Origin of the sequence: Streptomyces hesseae (assembly GCF_031845785.1) — a bacterium.
Classification (GTDB): domain Bacteria; phylum Actinomycetota; class Actinomycetes; order Streptomycetales; family Streptomycetaceae; genus Streptomyces; species Streptomyces hesseae.
The window spans coordinates 95,147-112,508 of sequence record NZ_JAVRFI010000009.1 but is presented as its reverse complement, the minus strand read 5'-3'; the positions used below and the strand labels follow the sequence as shown (position 1 = coordinate 112,508).

Genomic DNA, 17,362 nt, shown 5'->3' with positions numbered 1-17,362 from the left:
ACGGGAAATGGCGCGTTCGCCTCGCCATGATGTGCGGCAGGAGGCGGCTCACCGCCTCGGGGGACTCTTTGTGACGCGTATGGGGTGGAACATGTCGCGTTGGAAGGAATTACCCGCCTCGCTGGATCAGCGGGTGCGGCAGCTCGTCGTACAGCTCAGAAGGCTCAAGGACCGCAGCGGGCTGAGCCTGGCCGCGCTGGCGGCCAAGACCTCGTACAGCAGTTCCTCCTGGGAGCGTTATCTCAACGGCAAGCAACTCCCGCCGCGTGACGCGGTCGAGGAGCTGGCCCGGGTGTGCGGCGCGGACACGACGCGGCTGCTGGTCCTGCACGAGGTGGCGGCGGAGGCGTGGACGGACGAGGCGGCGGAGACGGAAGAAGTGGAAGAAGCCGGGTCGCCCGCCGAGGGCCTCCTGGCGCCCGGTGAGCCCACGACGCCCCCCGCCGGGGACGGCGCGCGCACCGGGCCACGCTCAGGGCCGCGCTCAGGCCCGCGCCGTACGACGACCGTCGTGCTCGCCGCGGCCGTCGTCGCCCTGACGGCCGCCCTGGTCGCCGTCCTGCTGGTCACCCGCCCATGGCAGGACGACGGGACGGCCGCGGGCCACGAGCACGCCGTCGCCGGCAACTCCACGGCCCCCTTCGTCTTCGTCCAGGGCCGCTCGCGTCCCTGCGACGTCAAGCGGCACGACGGCGACCTGCGCGCCGGCTACAGCGCGACCCGGACCACGCTCATGGACCTCAAGAGCACGGGCTGGGAGGTCCTGGAGGCCCAGTGCCTGCTGCGGTACCACGGCTTCGACCCCGGGATCTCCGACGGTTCCTACGGGGAGCGGAGCAAGAACGCCGCCAAGGCCTTCCAGAAGGCCCGAGGCCTGGTCGTCGACGGCATCGTCGGCCCCGACACCTGGCAGGAGCTGCGGCGGTGAGCGGGGAACGGCTCCTCCCCGCGGAGTGCGGCCGGCTGGCCGCCGGACTGCGGGAGCTGAAGGACCGTACGGGCCTGAGCCTGGCCGCGCTCGGCGAGCGGACCCCGTACAGCAAGTCGTCCTGGGAGCGCTATCTCAACGGCAAGAAGCTGCCACCCCGGCAGGCCGTCGAGGCGCTGTGCGGGCTGGCGGGCGAGCCCACGGACCGGCTGCTGGCGCTGTGGGAGCTCGCCGAACAGTCGTGGAGCGGACGGGCCGCCGCCGGGGAGGCCCCGACGCAGGCGCCCCCGCCGCAGGCGCCCCCGCCGCAGGCGCCCCCGCCCGTGGTGGCGGAGCGGCTGGAGGAGCGGCCGGAGCGGAAGCCGGAGCGGAAGCCGTCCTTCGTCCGGCGGGTACTGCTGCTGACCGGCATCGCCGTCCTCGCCGCGGCGGGCGTGGTGCTCTCGCTGATCCTGACGAGCGGCGGGTCCGGCGCCGGCGGACGGGACCCCGACCCCCTCGCGGCGGCCTCCTATCCGCAGTCCTACGAACCCGGCTGCCGGGGAACGGAGTGCGAGGGCGCGGACCCCACGGAGATGGGCTGCGGCGCCCAGGGCATGCTCGCCACCCTGCTCCAGCGCCGGGCGGCCGGCGGCCAGCGGGTCGAGATCCGCTACAGCGAGAAGTGCGGGGCCGTGTGGGTGCGGTCCATGCACCTGCGGCTCGGCGACCGTGTCGTGCTCTCGCTGCCCGGCAGCGACCCCAAGGAGCTCAAGGCGGCGAGCCAGCGGGACACGGAGGTCTATCTGTCGACCGCCATGACGGCCACCAAGTACCCGGACAGGGCGCGGGTCTGTGTACTGCCTGCGGGAGGCAGCCCGGAATGCTTTGTTCCGCAATCGCCCGCTCCACGTGTGTGATGCCGCGTGTGATGGGCGACATGTGGGTAGAAGACGGGTGGAGGAGAGCCGGCGGCCGGTCCTCCACCCCCGTGGGAGGACCGCCCGCCGCTCACCCAAGAGGATCATGACCGCGACAATCCGGATCAAGGTCCGCCGGGCCGCTGTGGCATGGGTGTGACCATTCCGGTACCGGGTCCCTTTTCCGTATCAAAGTGCCCGGGCGTGTCACCGTACGGTCACCGCGTGCGCCAGGGGCGTGCGCCCCATGGCCTTGATCAACCCCAAGTGCCACCGTGCGCCGCCCCTTTGGGAACTGACATGCTGGTTTCGGGCATCCCCGTGGGTAGCCGTGAGCGGGGCCGCGGGCGCGGCGGGGCGGAAGGGCGGACATCGGCGCGAGTGGCACGGGGACAGACGCTTAGGTACCGGGGGACAGGGGAGGGCAATGCCTCGCTGGAGGGCGCTACCGGAGGAACTCGACCCACAGGTGCGCGAGTTCGCCGAACAATTGCGCAGACTGGTCGAGCGCAGCGGGCTCGGCATCGCCGCCGTGGCGGACCGTACCGGTTACAGCAAGACGTCCTGGGAGCGCTATCTCAACGGCCGGCTGCTGCCCCCGCGCGGGGCGGCGGAGGCGCTGGCCGAGGTCACGGGCACCGACGTCGGCCATCTGGGCACGCTGTGGGAGCTGGCCGAACGGTCGTGGAGCCGCTCCGAGCTGCGGCACGACGTGACGATGGAGGCGATCCGCGTCGCGGAGGCGCGGGCGGCGCTGGGGGAGTTCGGACCGCCGCCGCCGAAGGCGGGGCGGGCGAAGAAGCAGGCCGCGTCCGCGCCGACGCCTTCGCCGGACCCCGTCGGGGAGGTTCGCACGGCCGTACGTGACGAGGGCGCGATGCCGCCCGCGATGCCTCCGATGCCGGATTCCGGGCTGCCGCGCGATCCGGAGTCGCGGGACGTACGGGACATGGCCATTCCGGTCCGGAAGCCGAAGGAGTCTAAGGAGCCGAAGGGGCTCAAGGAGTCGAAGGGGCCCAAGGAGTCGAAGGGGCCCAAGGAGCCGAAGGCGGCCAAGGTCCCCGCCTCCACGCGCCGCAACGCGGTGCTGTTCGCCGTCGGCGCGGTGGGGGCCCTCCTCGTCGTCGCGGCGGGCGTCCTGCTGCTCGGTACGGGCTCGGACGAGGGGCAGGTGGCCCCGGGCGCGATCGCCACGCCGAGCGCGGGCAGCCCGTCGAGCATGCCCGACGGGGTGAAGTGCACGGGCGCCGGCTGCGCGGGCAAGGACCCCGAGACGATGGGCTGCGGTGGCGCGCACGCCACGACAGCGGGTTCCGCGACGGTGGGGGCGTCATTTCTTGAGGTCCGCTACAGCAAGGTCTGCGGCGCGGCGTGGGCCCGGATCACGCAGGCGGCGCCCGGCGACACCCTCCGCATAAGCGGCACCGGCACCCGGGCCGTCACCGAGAGCGGCCGCGTCGACAAGGGCGCCGACGGGCACACCCGCATGATCCCCGTCCCCGACCCGGGCCAGGCGTCGGCCTGCGCGGCGCTCGTCTCCGGCCGCAAGGGCTGCACGACGCCGCGAGCGGCGGAGCGCGCGCCGCAGGGGTGACGGGGGCCCGGGGGCTCCCGCCCCCGGGAAACGGCGACGGTGAGGCGTCCCACACGGGGCGTGGGGTCGATGGCGGGTCCCGTCGGATAGCCTGGCGCCGGATCTCTTGATACCGAGAGAGATCCGCACACCTTGGGCAGGGACACCCACCAAAGCTCGCGCAGGAGATCGCCATGACCCGCACTCCCGTCAATGTCACCGTCACCGGCGCCGCCGGTCAGATCGGCTACGCGCTGCTCTTCCGCATCGCCTCCGGTCACCTCCTCGGCGCGGACGTGCCGGTCAAGCTGCGCCTGCTGGAGATCCCGCAGGGCCTGAAGGCCGCCGAGGGCACCGCCATGGAGCTCGACGACTGCGCCTTCCCGCTGCTGCGCGGCATCGAGATCACCGATGACGCGAACGTCGCGTTCGACGGCGCCAACGTCGCGCTGCTCGTCGGCGCCCGCCCCCGTACCAAGGGCATGGAGCGCGGCGACCTGCTCGAGGCCAACGGCGGTATCTTCAAGCCGCAGGGCAAGGCCATCAACGACAACGCCGCGGACGACATCAAGGTCCTCGTCGTCGGCAACCCGGCCAACACCAACGCCCTGATCGCCCAGGCCGCCGCCCCGGACGTACCGGCGGAGCGCTTCACCGCCATGACCCGTCTGGACCACAACCGGGCGATCTCGCAGCTGGCGCAGAAGACCGGCGTGGCCGTCTCCGAGATCAAGAAGCTGACGATCTGGGGCAACCACTCGGCCACCCAGTACCCGGACATCTTCCACGCCGAGATCGCCGGCAAGAACGCCGCCGAGGTCGTCAACGACGAGCAGTGGCTCGCGGACACCTTCATCCCGACCGTCGCCAAGCGCGGCGCCGCGATCATCGAGGCCCGTGGCGCGTCCTCGGCCGCCTCGGCCGCGAACGCCGCCATCGACCACGTCCACACGTGGGTCAACGGCACCGCCGCGGGCGACTGGGCCTCCATGGGTATCCCGTCGGACGGCTCCTACGGCGTTCCCGAGGGTCTCATCTCCTCCTTCCCGGTCACCGTGAAGGACGGCAAGTACGAGATCGTCCAGGGCCTGGAGATCAACGACTTCTCCCGCGCCCGCATCGACGCCTCCGTCAAGGAGCTCGCGGAGGAGCGCGACGCCGTGCGCGCCCTCGGCCTGATCTGAGCCGGTACGGAAACCCCGTCGCCGTACGGGTGTACTGACGTACACCCGTGCCCGACGATTTCGGGCCCGTCATCCACCTCCAAGGGGGGTCGGTGGCGGGCCCGTTGGCTTATTCTGGGTTCTTCCGAAAATACGTCAACTCGGCTAGTTCGAAGGCGAGTTCGACGGATCGGGGGACCGAAATGAGCCATTCCGTCCAAGGATCCCCGTCAGAGGCCACCCGGTTACTCTGCGCGGGGACCTACCTCGACATCGAGTTCCGCCGCCGTGTCATCGAAGAGCTGGTGGAACATGAGGAAAGACCCATCGCCCCGTCCCTGGGGGTCGATGCGGTGCCGGTGCTCACCCACGCACTGCGCGCCCGCGGTCAGGACACCCTGACCGCCCTGCTCCTGTTCGCCCTGTGGGTGGCCTTCATCGCCGTCGACTTCGCCTCGGCTCCCGAGGGCGCGGAGGGCCCCCCGTTCGGGGGCCTCTGGTCCATGTTGTACGCCGGGGTCTGCCTGCTCCACTGGGGCGCGCACGCCGCCGCCGGGCGGGGCTCGGCCGCGTACGTCGTAGACCGGCGCACGCTCCGGGAGGCCCTCCAGGGCAGCGGCGGCCAGCGGGCCCTGCGCGCCCTGCTGCCGGGGCTGCCCCTCATCACCCTCGCCTACTGGCTGTTCGCCCTGTGGGCGCTCGCGCAGGGCGCGGGCAACTGGGCGGGCGTCATCTTCCCGCTGCTGCTCGTGCTGCCGGTGTGGATGCACCGGGCGCGTGTGGCGGCCGTGATGCGCGACGAGCTGAGCCGGAAGAACTTCGCCGAGTCCCGGCCCTTTCCCGACTCGGCTTACCACCGCCGTATCGCCCGGTCCATCGACCGCGAGCAGTACGCGGGGCTGACGATCTACGACCCCTCCCGGCCGTTCATCGGCATGGGCGTCCCGTACGAGCCCTGGTCCTTCGCCCTGGAGCTCAAGCGCGGCAAGGAGTCGCCGTCGGCGTCCAACGGCACCGCCAATGGCGCGACCAATGGCGCGTCGGCCGGTGCGTCCGGTCGCGCGGCCGGTGCCCCCTTCACCGGCCGTACGGTCGTGGAGCTCATCCGGCCCCGGCTGGAGGCCCTGCGGCAGGCGGCCGCCGCGACCAGCCGGGACCGGCTGAAGGACCTGGAGATCGACGAGTTCGTCTATCTCCCGGTCGGGCCGCAGCGGCCCATGGTGTCCTACGACGAGCGCACGGTGCGGATGCACCTGGCCGAGGCCGTCAACGAGGGCGGTGAGGCGCGCCGCTACTTCCTGCGCGTGCGCGTCGGCGCGTGGGACGAGCAGGTCGTGGTGTCGGTGCTGGTCCGGGTGCACACCCAGGGCGGGATGCTGGTCCTGGAGGTCGTCCCGCACGTGCTGACCCCGGTCAGGGCGGAGTTCCGCGCGGTCGACGTGATCGCGAGCCGGGGCGAGGAGGACATGCTGCGCGACGGGCTGCGGGCGCTGCTGACCGCTCCCGCCGCGGGCTTCGCGGCGGCGGTCTCCACGGTCGGCTCCGGCGTGTCGGGCTTCCGCACCTGGCTCGCCGACCCCCGGCGCTCGGCGCCGGACGGCCCGGCCCACTCGGTGCGGGAGCTGGCGGCGACGAAGGAGATCTCGCTGTTCCAGGAGATGGACGTCAGCCGCTATGTGAAGACGGTCCAGGACCGCATCGCGAGCGGGGTCCGGGAGGCGCTGCGCTCCCAGGGCTATGAGACGGACCGTTTCGAGCAGCAGATCGTGCAGATCAGCGAGGGCGCGATCTACATCGGCCAGATGAGCGGCGGCGCCGTGGCCCAGGGCGCGGGCGCCGAGGCCAAACACCTCTCGGGAAGCGGGGGACGATGACGGACGACCGGCACAGGAACGACCGGCAGCACGAACGCGAAGAGGACGAGGAACGCCACGGGAACGCCCCGGGCGGTGGCGGCATCTCCATCGGCTCGCTGAGCGGCGGCGCCGTGGCCCAGGGCGACGGAGCCCAGGCCGAGGACCGTTCCGAGCGGGTGGGCGAGCGCCCCGCGGCGGCGGCCGCGACACCTCCGCCGCAGGCCCCGGGCCGGGGCGGCATGGCCGTCGGCTCGATGTCGGGCGGCGCGCTGGCCCAGGGCAGGGACGCGCGGGCGGTCGACGCCTCACGGCAGTTGCTGACCGTGACGCCCGAACTCCTCGCAGCGGTCCGGGAGATGCGGATGGAGCTGTCCCACCGCGTCCGTACCCCGGGCGACGGGCTGGACGAGGTCGACGGGGAGCTCGCGGAGCTCCAGGCGGAGGCCGGGCTGACCGGCCAGGCCAGGCGCACCCGGCTGACACGTCTGCGGACGCTGCTGACCAGCGGCGCCACGGCCGTCGGCGGGCTGGCGTCGCTGGCCGCCGTCGTCGAGGCGATCAGCCGGTTAGTGGCGTGAGGCGGCGAGACGCATGAGCTACTGGGACGCGGACGCGCAGAAGTGGGTGGACGAACCGCCACCCGGTTGGCGGCCGCCGCCGGAATCGCGGAGCGCCGGGACCGGCGACGACACGGACGACGAGCCCGAAGTGACTCTCGGTGCCCCGGATCCGTACGAGGACCGGCCCACGGGCCCCTCCCACGCCTCGATCCTCGCGGGCGTCGTGGCCGGGGTGGTGCTGGCGGCCGGACTCGGCGTCGGCATCTGGGCGCTCGTCCGGGACGACGGCGGCGGAGGGGGCGGCGACGGGCCCGTACCGACCGCCACCGCCTGGCCGTCACCCGGCCCGACGGACACCTACGGCTCGTCGTACGGCTCGTCCTACGGGACGACATACGGCACGACATCCGGTACGAGCTCGGGCACGACCTCCGGTCTCTCCGGGGGCTACCCCAACCCCTACAACCCGAACCCCTACCCCACCGCAACCACCTACGGCACATACAGCGCCCCGGGCGCCGCGTCCGGCTTCGTACGGACCACGGATCCGGCCGGCTTCCGGCTGGACGTGCCGGCGGGCTGGTCGCGCAGCACGGACCGGGGCAGCGTCTTCTACAAGACGGCGGACGGGCTGAGCCTCATCCAGGTGTTCACGCTCAGTCCGCCGGGGGCGACGCCGTACGACTCGCTGCTGGAGACCGAGAAGTACGTCTCCGAGTACAAGAACTACCGGAAGGCCAGGCTGGGCGCGGTCTCCGGGCAGGGCAATCCCGCCGAGTACGAGTACGCGTACACGCTGAGTGACGGGACCGGCCGGCATGTGGTGATCCACGCCTACACCGCTCCCGACGGCAAGCAGTACGCCCTGCTGGTGGGCGGTCCCGTGGGTAGTGAGTCCACTCAGGGCCTGGTCATGCGGTCACTGGTGGGCTCGTTCTGCCCTACGGGCTACTGCGTCGGATGACGCCGTCCTGACATCGTCCGATCAACACCCCACCCCGCGACGCTGAGTGATGCGCGTCACTCTTTGTGAAAGGAGAGGCATAGGTTGACCCCTTCTGGTTAGGCGCGACCCGTTGCCGGCCCTGGGCCTCGTCCGGACAGGGCCGGGACGCACGGGATCGTTCGTCACCGGAAGGCAGAGAAGACATGGCGTCAGCCGAGACCATCCACGTCGACGGGGAGTGGCGTGCCGCCGCGTCCGGCGCGCAGCGGGAGGTGCTCGACCCGGCCGACGCCACCGTCCTCGCGGTCGTGGCCGAGGGCGGTGCGGCCGACACCGACGCCGCCGTCGCCGCCGCGCGGCGCGCCTTCCGCGGCGGCCAGGGCGACTGGCCGCGCACGCCGGTCGCCGAACGGGCCGCGCTGCTGCGGCGCGTTGCCGATCTGCTCCAGCGCGACCGCGAGAGCATCGCGCTGATCGAGAGCCGGGACACCGGCAAGACGCTGGAGGAGGGGCGGGTCGACGTCGACGATGTCACCGCCGCCTTCCGCTACTTCGCCGATCTCGTCATCAACGAGGGCGGCGGCCGTGTGGTCGACGCCGGCTCGGACGACGTCCACAGCATCGTCGTGCACGAGCCGGTGGGCGTCTGCGCGCTGATCACGCCCTGGAACTATCCGCTGCTCCAGGCGAGTTGGAAGATCGCCCCGGCGCTGGCCGCGGGCAACACCTTCGTCATCAAGCCCAGCGAGGTCACCCCGCTGTCGACCGTCCACCTGGTGCGGCTCCTCGCCGAGGCCGGGCTGCCCGATGGCGTCGCCAACCTCGTCACCGGCGCGGGCGACCCGGTCGGCGCCCGGCTGGCCGAGCACCCGCACGTGGACCTGGTCTCCTTCACCGGCGGCCTCGCCAGCGGCGCCAAGGTGGCCCGCGCCGCCGCGCCGGCCGTCAAGAAGGTCGCCCTCGAACTCGGCGGCAAGAACCCCAACGTCGTCTTCGCCGACGCCTGCGCCACCGACGAGGACTTCGACACCACCGTCGACCAGGCCCTCAACGCCGCCTTCATCCACAGCGGTCAGGTCTGCTCGGCGGGCTCCCGGCTCATCATCGAGGAGTCGGTGCGCGACCGCTTCGTCGCCGAACTCGCCCGCCGCGCCGAGCGGATCAGGCTCGGCCGGGGCACCGAGAAGGACGTCGAGTGCGGCCCGCTCGTCTCCGCGCAGCAGCTCGCCAAGGTCGAGGCGTACGTCGCCTCAGCGCTCGCCGAGGGGGCGGCCCTGCGCTGCGGCGGCAAGCGCCCCGAGCCGTCGGAGACCCGTCCGGCGGACGGCTACTTCTACGAGCCCACCGTCCTGGACCTCTGCCACGGTGACATGACGGTCGTCCGGGAGGAGACCTTCGGGCCCATCCTCACCGTCGAGACCTTCCACACCGAGGACGAGGCCGTGGCGCTGGCCAACGACACCGAGTACGGGCTCGCGGGCGCCGTCTGGACCAAGGACGCGGGCCGGGCCCGCCGGGTGGCCGGCCGGCTGCGGCACGGCACGGTCTGGATCAACGACTACCACCCCTACCTGCCGCAGGCGGAGTGGGGCGGCTTCGGCAAGTCCGGCACCGGCCGTGAGCTGGGCCCCGCCGGACTCGCCGAGTACCGCGAGAGCAAGCACGTCTACCAGAACCTGGCCCCGAAGCCGGTGCGCTGGTTCGCCGGCTGAGCGGGCGTTTCGCCCGCCCCTGCTGAAACCTCCCTGCCGCACAAGGAGTTCACCCCCACCATGCCTGTCTACGACTACGTCGTCATCGGCGGCGGAACCGCCGGCTCCGTCATCGCCTCCCGACTCACCGAGGACCCCGACGTCACCGTCGCCGTCATCGAGGGCGGCCCCACCGACGTCGACCGCGAGGACGTCCTGACCCTGCGCCGCTGGCTCGGCCTGCTCGGCGGGGACCTGGACTACGACTACCCGACCGTCGAACAGCCCAGAGGCAACTCCCACATCCGCCACAGCCGCGCCCGGGTGCTGGGCGGCTGCTCCTCCCACAACACCCTGATCTCCTTCAAGCCGCTGCCCGGCGACTGGGACGAGTGGGCCGAGGCCGGCGCCGAGGGCTGGGACGCGGAGTCCATGGACCCGTACTTCGCCCGGCTCCGCAACAACATCGTCGCGGTGGACGAGAAGGACCGGAACGCCATCGCCCGCGACTTCGTCGAGGCCGCCCGGCGCGCCACGGACGTCCCGCGCGTCGAGGGCTTCAACAAGAAGCCCTTCCACGAGGGCGTCGGCTTCTTCGACCTCGCCTACCACCCCGAGAACAACAAGCGCTCCAGCGCCTCGGTGGCCTACCTCCACCCCTTCCTCGACCGTCCCAACCTCCATCTGATGCTGGAGACCTGGGCGCACCGGCTGGAGATCGAGGCCGGCCGGGCGCGCGGCGTGCACGTCCGCACCAAGGACGGCGAGGAGCTGTTCGTCGAGGCGGCCCGCGAGGTGCTCGTCTGCGCGGGCGCCGTGGACACGCCCCGGCTGCTGCTCCACTCCGGCATCGGCCCCAAGGCCGACCTGGAAGAGCTCGGTATCCCTGTCGTCCACGACCTGCCGGGCGTCGGCGAGAACCTCCTCGACCACCCCGAGTCGGTGATCGTGTGGGAGACGGACGGGCCCATCCCCGAGAACTCCGCGATGGACTCCGACGCGGGCCTGTTCGTCCGCCGGGACCCGGCCTCGAACGGCCCGGACCTGATGTTCCACTTCTACCAGATCCCCTTCACCGACAACCCCGAGCGCCTGGGCTACGAGAAGCCCGAGCACGGCGTGTCGATGACCCCCAACATCCCCAAGCCGCGCAGCCGCGGCCGCCTCTACCTCACCAGCGCCGACCCGTCCGTCAAACCCGCCCTGGACTTCCGCTACTTCACGGACGAGGATGACTACGACGCCCGTACGCTCGTCGACGGCATCCGCGTCGCCCGTGAGATAGCGAAGACCGAGCCGCTGGCGGGCTGGCTCAAGCGCGAGGTCTGCCCGGGCCCGGAGATCACCTCGGACGAGGAGCTCAGCGAGTACGCGCGCAAGGTCGCACACACCGTCTACCACCCGGCGGGCACCTGCCGCATGGGCGCGTCGACGGACGACCAGGCCGTCGTGGACCCGGAGCTGCGCATCCGCGGCCTGGAGGGCATCCGTATCGCGGACGCGTCGGTCTTCCCGACGATGACGGCCGTCAACCCGATGATCGGAGTGCTGATGGTGGGGGAGAAGTGCGCCGAACTGCTGGTAAAGCCCGCTACCCGAGGGGGTGACGCCTGATGTCGAACGATGGCAATGGCATAGGCGGCAATGGCATGGGGAAGTCCGCCGGCGAGGCGGTCGCCCCCGTCTTCTCCGTCCGCAACCTGTGGAAGGTCTTCGGCCCGAAGGCCGACCGCGTCCCGGCCAGTGACGAACTGGCCGCGCTGTCCCCCGAGGAACTGCGCGAACGCACCGGATGCACCGTCGCCGTCCGCGACGTCTCCTTCGACGTGCGCCCCGGCGAGTGCTTCGTGGTCATGGGCCTGTCCGGCTCGGGCAAGTCCACGCTCGTCCGCTGCCTCACCCGCCTCATCGAACCCACCGCCGGCACCATCGCCATCGACGGCGAGGACGTGGGCGGCATGGACAAGGGCGCCCTGCGCGACCTGCGCCGGCACCGGGCCGCCATGGTCTTCCAGCACTTCGGCCTGCTCCCGCACCGCACGGTGCTCGACAACGTCGCCTACGGCCTGGAGATCCAGGGCATGGGCAAGGCCGAACGCCGCGCCAAGGCCGCCGAGATGGTGACCAAGGTCGGCCTCGCGGGCATGGAGGGCCGCCGCCCCGGCCAGCTCTCCGGTGGCCAGCAGCAGCGCGTCGGCCTGGCCCGCGCCCTGGCCGCCGACCCCGAAGTACTGCTGTTCGACGAGCCGTTCAGCGCGCTCGACCCGCTGATCCGCCGCGACATGCAGGAAGAGGTCGTCCGCCTCAACCGCGACGAGGGCCGCACGATGGTCTTCATCACCCACGACCTCAGCGAGGCGCTGCGCGTCGGCGACCGCATCGCGCTGATGCGCGGCGGCCGCGTCGTCCAGTGCGGCACCCCCGAGGAGATCGTCGGCTCCCCCGCCGACGACTACGTCCGCGACTTCGTCCGGGACGTGCCGCGCGAGCAGGTCCTCACCGTCCGCCGCGCCATGCGCCCCGCCCATGACGCGGGCGAGGCCGCGACCGGCCCGGCGCTGTCCCCGGCCACGACCGTCGCCGACGCCATCGAGGCGGTGGCCCGTACGGGCCACTCCGCGCGGGTCGTCGACGCGGGCCGCTGCCTGGGCGTCGTCGACTCCACGAGCCTGCTGGGCGTCGTGGCGGGCCTGGACAAGGCGAAGGACGTCGGCAAGGACGTCGGCAAGGACATGGGCAAGGCGAAGAACGAGCAGGGCTTCCACACAGGGGGTTTCGAGGAGAAGACCGCGGCATGAGTACTGCCGGCACCACCACGGTCCCGTCCGCCCAGGGCGGGACCATCACCCCCCACACCCGTCTCCGGGCACTCTGGCAACGCCCCGCGGCCCGCAAACTGCTGCTGCTGGCGGCCGTCACCGCGGCCGTGGCGCCGTTCGCCGCCGCCCGCTGGGGCAGCGGAGCCTGGCCGCACGCCCTGACCGTCGACCTCGCCGGCCCGCTCGGCCGGGCCAACGACTGGATCATCGACAACCGCGACAGCCACTGGCTGTTCCTGTACTTCTTCGGCCACATCAGCAACGCGATCGTCATCTCGATCCGGGCCGTCTACGTGGTCCTGCTCGCCCTCGGCTGGGCGGGCGTGACGGCGGGCGCGACACTGCTGGCGTGGCGCTTGGCGGGCGTACGGGCGGGCGTCACGGCCCTGGCCTCGTTCGCGGTGTGCGGACTGCTGGGCATGTGGGTGCCCACGATGCGCACGCTGGCCCTGATGATCGTGGCCGTCGCGGCGTCCGTCGCCGTGGGCGCCCTGCTGGGCCTGGCGGCCGGTCTCTCGGACCGTACGTTCCGGGCCCTGCGCCCGGTCCTGGACACGATGCAGGCCCTGCCCGCCTTCGCGTACCTCCTGCCGGTCGTACTCGTCTTCGGCATCGGCGTGGCCCCGGCCGTCCTGGCCACCGTCGTCTACGCGGCACCCCCGATGGCCCGCCTCACGGCCCTGGGCCTGCGCGGCACGGACAAGGGCGTCCTGGAAGCCGTCGACTCCCTCGGCGCCACCGCCCGCCAGCGCCTGCTCACGGCCCGCCTGCCCCTGGCCCGCCGCGAACTCCTCCTGGGCGTCAACCAGAGCATCATGATGGCCCTGTCCATGGCCGTCATCGCCTCGGTCATCGGCGCGGACGGCCTCGGCGACCGCGTCTACCAGGCCCTGTCGACGGTAGACGTGGGCAGCGCCCTGACAGCGGGCATCCCGATCGTCCTGCTGGCGATAGTCCTGGACCGCTCTGTGGGCAATCGTTCCGCAGGGCGGAACGGGTGGGCACAGAGCAACCCACCGGGCCGCACCCGAACGGTCACCACGTGGGTGCTGGCCACGGCAGCGGTGGTGGCCCTGGGCCGCCTGGTCGGCACGTCCTGGCCGAGCCAGTGGACCGTGCCGATCGCCGCCCCGGTCAACACGGCCAAGGACTGGATGGTCGACCACCTCTACAGCGGAATCCCAGGAATCGGCGGCACCGCCGACGCCGCCGCCCACTACACCGCCTGGGTCCTGGACCCCCTCCGCAGCGGCCTCCAGGCCCTCCCCTGGTGGGGCGCCCTGACCCTCGTCGCGGCGCTGGCCTGGCTGATCGGCACCTGGCGCACCGCCCTCACCGCGACGGTATCGCTCGCCGCGATCGGCGTGCTGGGCCGCTGGGAGCCCGCCATGGACACCCTCTCCCAGGTGCTCGCGGCGGTCGTCGTCACCCTGGCCCTGGGCGTGCTGATCGCCGTCGCGGCAGCGCGCAGCGACCGGGTGGAGCGGCTGCTCCGCCCCGTCCTGGACGTGTTCCAGACCATGCCGCAGTTCGTCTACCTCATCCCGGTCGTCGCCCTCTTCGGCGTGGGCCGCGCCCCGGCCGCCGCGGCGGCGATCGTCTACGCGCTCCCCGCCGTCGTCCGCATCGTCGACCAGGGCCTGCGGCAGGTGGACCCGGCGGCCATGGAGTCCGCGCGCTCGCTGGGCGCGACGGGCGGGCAGCAGCTCCGCCAGGTGCAGTTCCCGCTGGCGAAACCGCAGCTGCTGCTGGCCGTGAACCAGGCGGTCGTCCTCGTCCTGTCCGTCGTCATCATCGGCGGCCTGGTGGGCGGTGGCGCGCTCGGCTACGAGGTCGTGTTCGGCCTGGCCCAGGGCGACCTGGCCACGGGCCTGATGGCCGGTACGGCCATCGCGTGCCTGGGACTGATGCTCGACCGGGTGACCCAGCCGGTGAAGGAGGCGAACTGACATGAAGCTGAAGCACAAGACACTGACGGTCGCCGCGACAGCGACCTTGCTGGCCGCCGCCACCGGTTGCGGCGCGGCGGACATGACCAAGCAGGCGTCCCCGTACGCCAACGCGGCGGGCGCGAAGACCGTGACCCTCTCCGTGCAGTCGTGGGTAGGCGCCCGCGCCAACGCGGCGGTGGCGCAGTACCTGCTGGAGCACGAGCTGGGCTACCGCGTGGACACCGTGCAGGTGGACGAGGTCCCGGCCTGGGACGCCCTCAGCCAGGGCCGCGTGGACGCGATCATGGAGGACTGGGGCCACCCGGACCAGGAGAAGCGCTACGTCCAGGACAAGAAGACGATCACGGCGGGCGGCGACCTCGGGGTCACCGGCCACATCGGCTGGTGGGTCCCCAAGTACTTCGCGGACGCCCACCCCGACGTTCTGGACTGGAAGAACCTCAACAAATACGCCTCGCAGCTGAAGACTTCCGAGAGCGGAGGGAAGGGCCAGCTCCTCGACGGCTCCCCGTCGTACGTCACCAACGACAAGGCGCTGGTGAAGAACCTGAAGCTGGACTACCAGGTCGTCTTCGCGGGGTCGGAGGCCGCGCAGATCACGCAGATCAAGCAGTTCGCGAAGGAGAAGAAGCCCTTCCTGACCTACTGGTACGAGCCCCAGTGGCTCTTCAACGAGGTCCCGATGGTCGAGGTGAAGCTCCCGGAGTACACGGACGCCTGCGCGGCCAAGGGCGCGAAGGACCCGTCGACGATCGACTGCGCGTACCCGACGACGTCCCTGAAGAAGTACCTCAACACGGACTTCGCGAACAAGGGCGGCAAGGCGGCCCGCTTCCTCAAGGAATTCCACTGGACGAAGGCCGACCAGAACGAGGTGGCCCAGATGATCGCCGAGGAGAAGCTGGCGCCGGAGGCGGCGGCGAAGAGGTGGGTGGACCGCCACCCGGACATGTGGAAGAAGTGGGTCAACTAGCCCCGCCGGCGTTTGAGGCGCGGGGTCTGGGGCGGAGCCCCAGGAAACGGTGAAAGGGCGGGACTGGGGCATCAACCCCCCGCCTCAACGCCCCCCAACCCGCAGGCGCACAATTCCCCCATGCCACCCCCCGCTCAACGCGCGACAACCCGCAAGGACCGCCGCGCGGCCGCCATCCACGCGGCCGCCGGCGTTGTCCTCGCGACAGCCGCCGCCATCCTGCTCCTCCTCGTCGCCCCCGCCAAGCACACCGAGGAGCGCGATTTCCTGGCGGCACCCATCTGCCCGGCCGCAGCGGCCGCCACGGGCGCACCCGCCGCCACGGCCGACTGCCTGCGGCCGGAGCCGTTCACGGTCGTCAAGGTCGTCCGCGACGAGATGAAGAGGACCCCCAGCTACGAGCTGCGCGTCGCCGACCGCGACGGGATGAGCGGGCTCGTCCCGCTCAAGGGGCAGCGCCCGGTCGTCGACGTAGTCAAGGCCGGTGACCAAGTAACGGCCTGGTACTGGAGGGGCGAGATCCGGGCGTTCGGCTTCCGCGGCAAGTGGCAGTACACCGACGCGGCCCCGACGGACGACTTCAGCCTCCCCGCCGCCATCGGCCTGGGGCTGGCGCCCTTCTCCCTCGCCTTCCTCTGGTCGGCGTACTGGCTGGCCCGCCGGTCGGACAGGTCGCCGCGGCTTGTGCCCTGGCAGACCTCGATCCCGTTCGTGGCGGCCCTCGGCATCGCGACGGCCGGGGCGCCGTTCGGCTACTTCATGAGCACGACGGCGGAGGCACTGCGCTGGACCGCCTCCATCGCCATGTCCATCGCGCTCGTCGCGGCCGCCGCGATGGTCCGCTGCGCCTTCCGGGACCGCCGGAAGGACACCGACACGGTCGAGATCGCACCGCTGGTCCCCACTCGGGAAGAGGTCTTCGCCGGTGCGATCAGCGGTGACGTCCCGTACAGCGAGAAGGGTTACCGCACGCTCGTCGCGAGCCCCGGCAGGCTCGTGTCGTCCCTCGATCCCGCCGGCCGTATGCTCCGCAAGGCCGTGCCGGGCACCCTGGTCGTGGAGCGCGTCCGCCCCGTCCACCGTACGGACCCCGTTCTGTACATGGACGGCGAGGCCCTGGTCGCGGAGTGCCGCGACGGCGAGAAGCAGGTGCTGATCACGGTGGGCGCCGAGCACATGGGCTGGGTGCTGGGGGCGCTGCTGCCGGACGGACCGGCGCCCGTCTCTTAGGACTCCTCCCGCAGCCCGGCGGCGATTTCCGCCACCGCCGCCATCGCCCGCCGGTGCAGCCCGCCCCCGAAGGTGACGCGGGCGGCGCCGAGGGCGCCGAGTTCGGTGGGGGAGGGTCCGCCGGGCTTGGCGAGGGCGTTGACCGGGATTCCGACGCGATCGGCGATCGGCGCGAGCAGCTCGGCGGGGGCGAGGATCGGGTAGACGCAGTCGGCGCCGGCCGCGGCGTACAGCAGCCCGCGTTCGACGGCGGGGGCGGCGCCCTCGACGCCCTTCAGGAACGTGTCGATACGGGCGTTGACGACGAGCCGTCCGTCCGCCTCGGCCACGACGGCGGCCAGCCAGTCGGCCTGCTCGCGCGGCTCCTTGAGCAGGCCGGTCCGCCGGTCGGTGTCCTCCAGGTTGCAGCCGACCACGCCGGTTTCGAGGAGGCGTTCGACGAGCTCGCGGGGCGGCAGCCCGTAGCCGTCCTCCACGTCGGCGGTGACGACCACTCCTTCGGCAGCGACGGCCCGCACGATCCGGCCCACCGCCGTCAGCATTTCCGCTGCCGGAGCTTCCCCGTCCGCGTATCCCAGCGCTGCCGAGACCCCCGCGCTCGGCGTCGCCAGGGCCCGGAAACCGGCATCGGCGAAGGCCCGGGCGCTGGCGGCGTCCCAGGGGCCGGGCAGCACGAGCGGACCGTCGGTGGCACTGCTGTGATGGCGGACCCGGAAGGCGGCCACTGCCGCCGTCGTCGCCGCGTCGTCGTTCGCTCTCATACGAACGACCG

14 protein-coding genes are annotated in these 17,362 nt (G+C 72.2%); 13 read left to right on the top strand and 1 reads right to left on the bottom strand.

Features of this window, described 5'->3' with window-relative positions; translation table 11 throughout:
• Positions 1-91 precede the first annotated feature (91 nt).
• From RM609_RS16495 to RM609_RS16435, 13 genes are all read left to right on the top strand, one after another.
• Positions 92-928, top strand: a complete 837-nt coding sequence (locus RM609_RS16495) for a helix-turn-helix domain-containing protein (protein ID WP_311611615.1) — start codon at positions 92-94, stop codon at positions 926-928.
• A complete protein-coding gene (locus tag RM609_RS16490) occupies positions 925-1,827 on the top strand; it encodes a helix-turn-helix domain-containing protein (RefSeq protein WP_311611613.1) in 903 nt (300 codons plus the stop codon). The genes RM609_RS16495 and RM609_RS16490 overlap by 4 nt, the downstream gene beginning before the upstream one ends.
• Before the next feature lie 427 nt (positions 1,828-2,254).
• Positions 2,255-3,421, top strand: coding sequence for a helix-turn-helix domain-containing protein (locus RM609_RS16485; protein ID WP_311611612.1), 1,167 nt, complete (start codon positions 2,255-2,257; stop codon positions 3,419-3,421).
• A 173-nt stretch (positions 3,422-3,594) separates the two neighbouring features.
• A complete protein-coding gene (locus RM609_RS16480; protein WP_311611611.1) occupies positions 3,595-4,584 on the top strand; it encodes a malate dehydrogenase in 990 nt (329 codons plus the stop codon).
• Positions 4,585-4,766: 182 nt separating this feature from the next.
• Positions 4,767-6,437: an AbeC-like domain-containing protein gene (locus RM609_RS16475; RefSeq protein WP_311611609.1), complete on the top strand. Its 1,671-nt coding sequence runs from the start codon at positions 4,767-4,769 to the stop codon at positions 6,435-6,437.
• A complete protein-coding gene (locus tag RM609_RS16470; protein WP_311611607.1) occupies positions 6,434-6,997 on the top strand; it encodes a hypothetical protein in 564 nt (187 codons plus the stop codon). Before RM609_RS16475 ends, RM609_RS16470 begins: the two co-directional genes overlap by 4 nt.
• 13 nt (positions 6,998-7,010) lie before the next feature.
• Positions 7,011-7,943: a serine/threonine kinase C-terminal domain-containing protein gene (locus RM609_RS16465; protein WP_311611606.1), complete on the top strand. Its 933-nt coding sequence runs from the start codon at positions 7,011-7,013 to the stop codon at positions 7,941-7,943.
• Between the two features lie 185 nt (positions 7,944-8,128).
• Positions 8,129-9,637 carry an aldehyde dehydrogenase family protein gene (locus RM609_RS16460; protein WP_311611604.1) on the top strand — a complete coding sequence of 503 codons (1,509 nt, stop codon included), beginning with the start codon at positions 8,129-8,131 and terminating at the stop codon, positions 9,635-9,637.
• A 60-nt stretch (positions 9,638-9,697) separates the two neighbouring features.
• The gene (locus tag RM609_RS16455; protein ID WP_311611602.1) at positions 9,698-11,230 is read left to right on the top strand and encodes a GMC family oxidoreductase; all 1,533 of its coding nucleotides are present in this window, start codon (positions 9,698-9,700) and stop codon (positions 11,228-11,230) included.
• Between the two features lie 35 nt (positions 11,231-11,265).
• Positions 11,266-12,414, top strand: a complete 1,149-nt coding sequence (locus RM609_RS16450; protein WP_311611814.1) for a quaternary amine ABC transporter ATP-binding protein — start codon at positions 11,266-11,268, stop codon at positions 12,412-12,414.
• Complete coding sequence (locus tag RM609_RS16445) at positions 12,411-14,384, top strand: ABC transporter permease (RefSeq protein ID WP_311611601.1); 1,974 nt, start codon at positions 12,411-12,413, stop codon at positions 14,382-14,384. The genes RM609_RS16450 and RM609_RS16445 overlap by 4 nt, the downstream gene beginning before the upstream one ends.
• Before the next feature lies 1 nt (position 14,385).
• Complete coding sequence (locus RM609_RS16440) at positions 14,386-15,360, top strand: ABC transporter substrate-binding protein (protein ID WP_311611599.1); 975 nt, start codon at positions 14,386-14,388, stop codon at positions 15,358-15,360.
• Positions 15,361-15,480: 120 nt separating this feature from the next.
• Positions 15,481-16,590 (top strand): hypothetical protein, encoded by a 1,110-nt coding sequence (locus RM609_RS16435; protein WP_311611597.1) that lies wholly within the window; start codon positions 15,481-15,483, stop codon positions 16,588-16,590.
• Here the strand turns inward: RM609_RS16435 and RM609_RS16430 are convergent.
• Positions 16,587-17,351, bottom strand: a complete 765-nt coding sequence (locus RM609_RS16430; RefSeq protein WP_311611596.1) for an isocitrate lyase/PEP mutase family protein — start codon at positions 17,349-17,351, stop codon at positions 16,587-16,589. The two genes, RM609_RS16435 and RM609_RS16430, sit on opposite strands and share 4 nt — an antisense overlap.
• Positions 17,352-17,362: the final 11 nt, after the last annotated feature.